Source organism: Microcoleus sp., assembly GCF_041354475.1.
In the GTDB taxonomy this organism is placed as follows: Bacteria; Cyanobacteriota; Cyanobacteriia; order Cyanobacteriales; family Microcoleaceae; genus Microcoleus.
Genome location: NZ_JBGJZU010000129.1, coordinates 1 through 6,618, shown reverse-complemented (window position 1 = coordinate 6,618; position 6,618 = coordinate 1). Strand labels below are relative to the sequence as shown.

The following is a 6,618-nucleotide window of genomic DNA, read 5'->3' as shown; positions in this document are numbered from 1 at the left end:
TCAGTGTCTCTAACCCAACAAGCCATCAAAACATTGGCGAGGAAAACATAACCTGAGCAATCAGAGGACTTTCATGTCTAACTTTGTATTCGTTTTAGACACCAACAAACAACCACTTGAGCCAGTAACACTCTTGACAAGCAAGACGATTGTTAAAACTAGCCCAAGCTGCTGTGTATCTCCGTTACCCGTTCACAATTATTCTGAAATATGCGGTTTCTCATCCAAAAAAGCAACCCACTCAATTAAAAATTGACCCAGGTTCTAAAACTACTGGGCTGGCGATCAATCGTGGCGATCAAGTTATCTGGGGTGCTGAGTTGACCCATCGCGGACAACAAATAAAAAATGACTTAGAATCACGTCGCGCCCTTCGTCGCAATCGTCGTAACCGAAAAACTCGTTACCGCAAAGCGCGTTTTCTTAACCGCACTCGAAAGCCTGGATGGTTGCCACCCAGCTTAGAATCCAGAGTGAAAAACATCGTGACTTGGGTCAACCGCATCTGTCGATATGTCCCAATTACAGGCATATCCCAAGAGTTAGTTAAGTTTGACCTAATGTGTTTTCTACTTTTGTCCAATGAATCAGCGATTAGAGGCGTAGCGATCGTTGTCACCAATTGGATGCTGTATCGCCCAATTTTGAAAGGCCAGGATTCTACAAATAGATCTAAATTCCCTATCTAAAATCTACACATAGTCTCAGCCAAAGAGGCTGTAAAATAAATTAAAAATCTGTTAACTATGTTTGTGTCGCCAAACTCAGAAAATACAGCCAAAAGTGAAGAAGATAAATATAACGAACGCTCGTTTTCCATATTAACGCGAGCGCTAACTCTTGCTCAAGGTTATTTTTCGTTTGTTTTAGTTCACTGCAACTCCATGACTTTGCGGCAACAAATAGTCGATCGACTGCAAGCAAATTCTGCCATCAAACCCAGGCAACTGCTATTGCCAAAATCTGCGACAACTCTCTACGCGACCATCATCGCCGAACTGGAAGACGAACAGCCTCCGGCTTTAATGATCGTGGGTATAGAGTCAGTAATAGCGATCGATCGACTACTGGTTTCTACCAACTTATTATGCAGCGAATTCAGCAAAACTTTTTCCTTTCCCCTAGTTTTTTGGGTTACGGATGAAATCCTGCGAAAAATAATTCGCATCGCCCCAGATTTATACAATCGGATGCCGACAGCCATTAGATTTGTATCCAATAGCGCCGAAATAAATAATCAGTAGGTATTTAAAAGAAAAAGAGCGAGTTTGAAGTCGAGTTGGCCGCGATTAATTCAGCTACACACTTTTAAACTCTGCTTCCCAAATCGCCACCAATTCCCGCGCCGCCGCGGTTCCCTCTGGGGGAAAATCAGTCAAAAAATCTTTATCACTCCCTAAGTCGTAGGGTCCTTCCTTCAATTCCAGAATCGCAGTATCCTCCGCCAAAGCTACTAGGGTGTGGACAGTACCTTCTGGAAGTTCTACGGCGCGAGTGGGCCCAGCCGCACTGAGTCGGAAAGAATCAATAATTTTACCTTGGTCATTGAAAATAATCATGCCCAATTCTCCCTGAAGCACTACAAAAAACTCAAAACCGTTAACTGCTGGAGGACGCAGGTGTCGGTGAGGGCGGACATAGGTCCCCGGCTGCAAGACGTTGACAAACCGCTGCACCTTTTCTGACAAATCGTGGAAATTGTAATTTTGTCGCTGGCGGGGATTGTGACGAGAGTTGGCGGCAACTTCGTCCAACAATTCCTGTGTCAGCAACTTGATGGGAGGGGATTGCACCACAGATATCCTGTATTTAATGGTTTTTCTACAAATCGGCTAGTCTGAGATTAACCTTACCAGCATCTCTTGACCATGAAAATCGCAAATCAGGTGGCGATGGCTTCGACAGTACGTTTGTCAAGTATTTTGAGAACAAGTATTGGGTCGATCGCGCTTGCAACTATTTTAATCAGCAATGGCGCTGTTTCTGCATCCGAACCGAGATTACCAGGACTGTGGGTTCAGGATACATCACAACAAGTGGAACTGAAAGAAGAAATTCGCGATCGCGTTCAAGAAGAAGTAGACATCGCTTTCGGGCGCACTGCGGTACTGCTAAACGGCATAGTAATTGCCTTAACTTTTTTTCCGACAGCCGCCGGAGTCGCCGCTTGGTTCCTCTGGGCTAAATTGTCCAAGCAGACAACAATTGCTCGCCAAGAAATTGAGAGTCTGCGCTATGATACGATTTCTCAATTAAAACTTTTAATTTCTGATGCTGAAACTATTTTAGGGGAAATTCAACACCAAAGTTTCCAATCAGATGTAGAAACCGACCTCCTCTTACCCGATGCCCAAATTCAAGAATTTGCCCCGGTTAACTACGGTAACTACAAACAGTTATTAACTGCTGGAGATTATGCGAAACAGGGAGATGCTTGTTTCTTTGAAAACCGCTACGAAGATGCGATCGCAGCTTACAACCTTGCCCTACAAATCCAGCCAGATTTAGCAGATACTTGGAATAACCGCGGAGTAGTGCTCACCAGAATGCAGCGATATCCAGAGGCGATCGCCTCCTACGAACAAGCGACTGCAATTCGCCCCAATTATCCAGACGCTTGGAACAACCGAGGAGTGGTGCTGTTGGAATTGCAGCAATACCAAGATGCGATCGCCTGCTACGAACAAGCCATTCAAGCCAAACCAGACTACGCCGATGCTTGGAACAATCGAGGCGTAGCTTTCTCAAAAATTCAGGAATACGAACAGGCAGTGATTTCTTACAATCAAGCCCTACAAATCAAAAATGATTATACTGACGCTTGGAACAATCGGGGCGTAGCACTGTCTAAATTACAAAAATACGAAGCCGCCATTGATTCCTATGACAATGCGGCCAAAATTAGACCAGATTTTTACCGAATTTGGTACAACAAAGCTAGATGTTACGCGCTGCAAGGTCAAACTGAGTTGGCTACTGAGAATTTAAAACGTGCCTTAAATCTGAATCCCAATTTGTGTAAACAGTTGGCTAAAAATGAGCCTGATTTTGAAAATATTCGTGAATATGAGGCATTTAAACATTTGATAACTAACTAATAAGTCGTAAGATTAAACAAACCACGAAGGCGCTAAGGACACGAAGTCAGAGAAAGAAGGGATGGAGTTCTTCCTTAGCGCTCTTAGCGTCTTCGCGGTTCGTTTTACAAATACTTCTGCAACAACAGACCCATTTTCTCCTTAGTAGCCGCCGGAACTTTATCTAACGGGGTCAAAATTGCATATTTTAAAGCTGAATGGGACTCGGAAACAGGGGGATTTTCCGTTAGCCTGCGGACAGTTTCTTGAATGACTTTTTGAGCATTTTCGGCATTGCGGTGCAAATTGGCGATTACCATTTCTACGGTTACGCTTTCGTGATCCGTATGCCAGCAGTCGTAGTCGGTGACTAAGGCTAAAGTGGCGTAGGCAATTTCCGCTTCTCTGGCTAATTTTGCTTCCGGCAAATTGGTCATCCCGATGACTGTGGCATCCCAACTGCGGTAAAGGTGTGATTCTGCTTTTGTGGAAAATGCGGGGCCTTCCATGCAAACGTAGGTGCCGCCACGGTGCAGGGTGACGTCGGGGAGGTTCAAGGATTCGATCGCCCCTGCTAGCACTTTTGCCAAGGCGCCACAAATCGGGTCTCCGAAGGTAATGTGGCCGACAATTCCTTCTCCAAAAAAGGTAGAAACTCGACCTTTGGTGCGATCGATAAACTGATCTGGTACTACCATATCCAAAGGTTTCGCCTCTGCTTTCAGGGAACCAACTGCCGATGCTGAGATTAAATACTCAACTCCCAGACTCTTCATCGCATAAATATTCGCCCGGTACGGCACTTCTGATGGTAAAAAAGTGTGATTGCGGCCGTGTCTTGCCAGAAATGCTACCGGCGTACCGTCCAAGGTTCCAACGATCGCCGCATCCGAAGGCGAGCCAAACGGTGTATCAATTTTTACCTCTTCCACATCCTTGAGGGCATCCATTTTATACAAGCCACTGCCGCCGATGATTCCGATCTTTGCTTGAGCCATAATTTTTACCTGTTTTTGAGAGTTTTACTTAGTGATTTTACCGGGCTGTTGTAAATTTAGTGCCAAGAACGCTAAATATTTAATCACCTCATTGTCTTGAATACACTACATTGTCACAAACAAGTGGTGATTTAAATCACAACCTTTCTTTACTGAATCTTTAAAAATAAAGATACTGATTTCTGTTATGTATTTTTAGGGTGTAAAACAATGACAGTCAGTTCTACAAGTACCATCAAAATCTCTGTGGAAGCCGTAGCCGAACGAGTCTTGGCTTTCCGTCAAATTACGGCCCTCGACAGAAGGCTGCTCAAGTCAGCGGTGATGAACGGACTCGACCAAAAAGACCACACTCACATCAATCGATTGTGTCAGGCTATACAAAGTGGCTTGGTTTTAGTGGTCGAGTAAATCTGCCGTGTGATTATACACAAGCTAAAGATACTTAGTGTTTTCAAATATACGCTTGAATCTGCTTGAATTGTGCTAGATCATAATTTATTGGTTTTTTTTTCGCCCCTCACTATTTACATTTATCTCAAGTTTTAATTCTGATTACTGAAGGGATATCAACCATTAAAATTCAATAGCCAAAACCCAGTGTAAGTCATCCCACTATCATCGGGTTGCACCAACAAAAAATGCAATCCTTTACTCAACTGCTTTCGCTGTTCATAAATTTTAGCGGCCTGTTTCACCTCATCATCTGCAAAAGTAGCAACCACAAACCTATCTGCTAAGCCAGCTTCCAAAATCAACCCATCGGGAGCTCCAGCAATATAATTTAAACTGAAAGGATTAGCATCCTGAAGCCACCTAGCCAAACGCATCGACTGTCGCCCGCCGTCAATTATCACTCCGGGTACAGGTACTGTTGAGGCCAAGCCCAAATTCAGCGGTAATAATGATGTTGGCATTTCCAAAATTGGCAGGGGACGCCCTGTAAAAGCCTCTACAATATCGCCGGCGGGTAGGGAAGCAAAACGCCAGCTATCGCCCCACAAGTTTTCTGGTAAAGGTAGGGGGGGCGGTGACTCAAGGGCGATTGCACCTCCGGTTTCGCCAGTATAATTAGGCATAGTCGAATATGCTTTAGCCCGTGATTGTAGCAGCAATTTCAGGGCTGGGGTGCGCCGAGTTGCTTCTACTTTGATGCCCAAAACTTTGCCCGCAGCTTCGATTAAACTGAGAGATTGAGGTCTAAATACTTGAAGGCGATCGGGCTTTTTTTCAAGTTGAATTTGCTGTTGCAACTGCTGGGCCAGCCAAGTAGAATTAGCTGCCGATTGGCTACAAACAGCGCTAAAAGTAAAATTCCTCGCCACATCGCAAATCAATAGTTCCCACAGTGGTTTTCCCGCTTCGTCTCGGAGGGGGCGACGGTAAAAATCGGCTTGCCAAATTTGCATAATTACTTTTAAAATTAATTCAACAGTTGTATTATTTTAATCTAAATCTGCAACACTCAAGTCATTTAAGTAAATCCAACTAATTAAACGTAAGATACAGGTGGCTAAAAAGCTTGCTTTATGAGCATTCTTCACCTCGATATTCTCCCATCCCCCATCCCCCCTAGGGGGGGCAGGGGGGGTGACTTCTTCCTTCTACTTAATCCCGCGAACTAAATACATATCAAGTTCGCCCTTATTTTTAGCAACAATTTTGCCTCGGTGTTCGCATTCAAAAAAATCTTTGACTAATTCAAAGGTAGCGTGAGAGATATTTATATTTCCCGGTCCCCCGGAAGATTCCATCCGAGATTAAGATCTGGATTTTTGTATTGTTCCAGATATTGTCAGCATTGTTGTAATTTTTAATAAAAATTGAATAAAATTACGACTTTTGATAGATGGCAAGGTGTTGGCGATAGTGTATAATTTAATGCCGAATTTGGAATTTAGTTTAATGGCTGGCTGCTAATTTTTAACTCCGGTTTCGCCTTGGATGTGAGCAAACAAGGTTATGATGGGTAAATTGTAAACTTCTATCCTTGTCGCTGCATTTGCTATGAACCCTGCCCTCACTCAATTTGGCACTCAGATGTCCCACCTCACCGGAGTTAGGGCAATTATGAAAGACATTATTGAAACCCTCAGAGCCGGTACCGGGCAGGAGTTTATTAATTTGAGTGCCGGCAATCCAGTGATTTTGCCGGAAGTCGAGCAGTTGTGGCGCGATTGTACTGCGGAACTTTTGGCGAGTGCGGAATATGGTGAGGTGGTTTGTCGCTACGGTTCGAGTCAAGGCTATCAGCCGTTGATTGATGCGGTGCGGGATGATTTTAATCGACGCTACGGACTGAGTTTGACCGATCGCAACATCTTGATAACTCCCGGTAGTCAATCGATCTATTTCTACGCAGCCAATGCCTTCGGCGGCTACACCGCACCCCCCCCATCCCCCCCTTACCAAGGGGGGGCAAAGACCCCCACATCCCCCCCTTACCAAGGGGGGGCAAAGACCCCCCCATCCCCCCCTTACCAAGGGGGGGCAAAGACCCCCCCATCCCCCCCTTACCAAGGGGGGGCAAAGACCCCCACATC

7 protein-coding genes and 2 pseudogenes are annotated in these 6,618 nt (G+C 44.8%); 5 read left to right on the top strand and 4 right to left on the bottom strand.

Annotated elements, in window-relative coordinates; all coding sequences use genetic code 11:
* Positions 1-73: 73 nt before the first annotated feature.
* Both iscB and ACBR23_RS27720 read left to right on the top strand, forming a co-directional pair.
* Positions 74-557, top strand: a pseudogene (gene iscB / locus ACBR23_RS27725) (RNA-guided endonuclease IscB); the annotation flags it as partial.
* A 189-nt stretch (positions 558-746) separates the two neighbouring features.
* Positions 747-1,244 (top strand): hypothetical protein, encoded by a 498-nt coding sequence (locus tag ACBR23_RS27720; protein ID WP_341736266.1) that lies wholly within the window; start codon positions 747-749, stop codon positions 1,242-1,244.
* Between the two features lie 54 nt (positions 1,245-1,298).
* On the opposite strand, the gene ACBR23_RS27715 is transcribed toward ACBR23_RS27720, so the two are convergent.
* A complete protein-coding gene (locus ACBR23_RS27715) occupies positions 1,299-1,796 on the bottom strand; it encodes a WbuC family cupin fold metalloprotein (RefSeq protein ID WP_371113981.1) in 498 nt (165 codons plus the stop codon).
* Positions 1,797-1,868: 72 nt separating this feature from the next.
* On the opposite strand from ACBR23_RS27715, the gene ACBR23_RS27710 reads away from it, so the two are divergent.
* A complete protein-coding gene (locus ACBR23_RS27710; RefSeq protein WP_341736264.1) occupies positions 1,869-3,098 on the top strand; it encodes a tetratricopeptide repeat protein in 1,230 nt (409 codons plus the stop codon).
* A gap of 104 nt (positions 3,099-3,202) precedes the next feature.
* Here ACBR23_RS27710 and ACBR23_RS27705 read toward each other — a convergent pair whose 3' ends face one another.
* Entirely contained in the window at positions 3,203-4,075 is an 873-nt protein-coding gene (locus tag ACBR23_RS27705; RefSeq protein ID WP_341736263.1) for an S-methyl-5'-thioadenosine phosphorylase, read from the bottom strand.
* Between the two features lie 210 nt (positions 4,076-4,285).
* Between ACBR23_RS27705 and ACBR23_RS27700 the strand changes: the two genes are divergently transcribed.
* Positions 4,286-4,486 carry a hypothetical protein gene (locus tag ACBR23_RS27700; RefSeq protein ID WP_341736262.1) on the top strand — a complete coding sequence of 67 codons (201 nt, stop codon included), beginning with the start codon at positions 4,286-4,288 and terminating at the stop codon, positions 4,484-4,486.
* A gap of 158 nt (positions 4,487-4,644) precedes the next feature.
* Here the strand turns inward: ACBR23_RS27700 and ACBR23_RS27695 are convergent, their stop codons facing one another.
* Positions 4,645-5,484, bottom strand: coding sequence for a Tab2/Atab2 family RNA-binding protein (locus ACBR23_RS27695; RefSeq protein ID WP_341736261.1), 840 nt, complete (start codon positions 5,482-5,484; stop codon positions 4,645-4,647).
* Between the two features lie 195 nt (positions 5,485-5,679).
* Positions 5,680-5,829, bottom strand: coding sequence for an adenylate/guanylate cyclase domain-containing protein (locus ACBR23_RS27690; protein WP_371113980.1), 150 nt, complete (start codon positions 5,827-5,829; stop codon positions 5,680-5,682).
* A gap of 253 nt (positions 5,830-6,082) precedes the next feature.
* Between ACBR23_RS27690 and ACBR23_RS27685 the strand changes: the two are divergent.
* A pseudogene (locus ACBR23_RS27685) lies at positions 6,083-6,618 on the top strand (hypothetical protein); the annotation flags it as partial.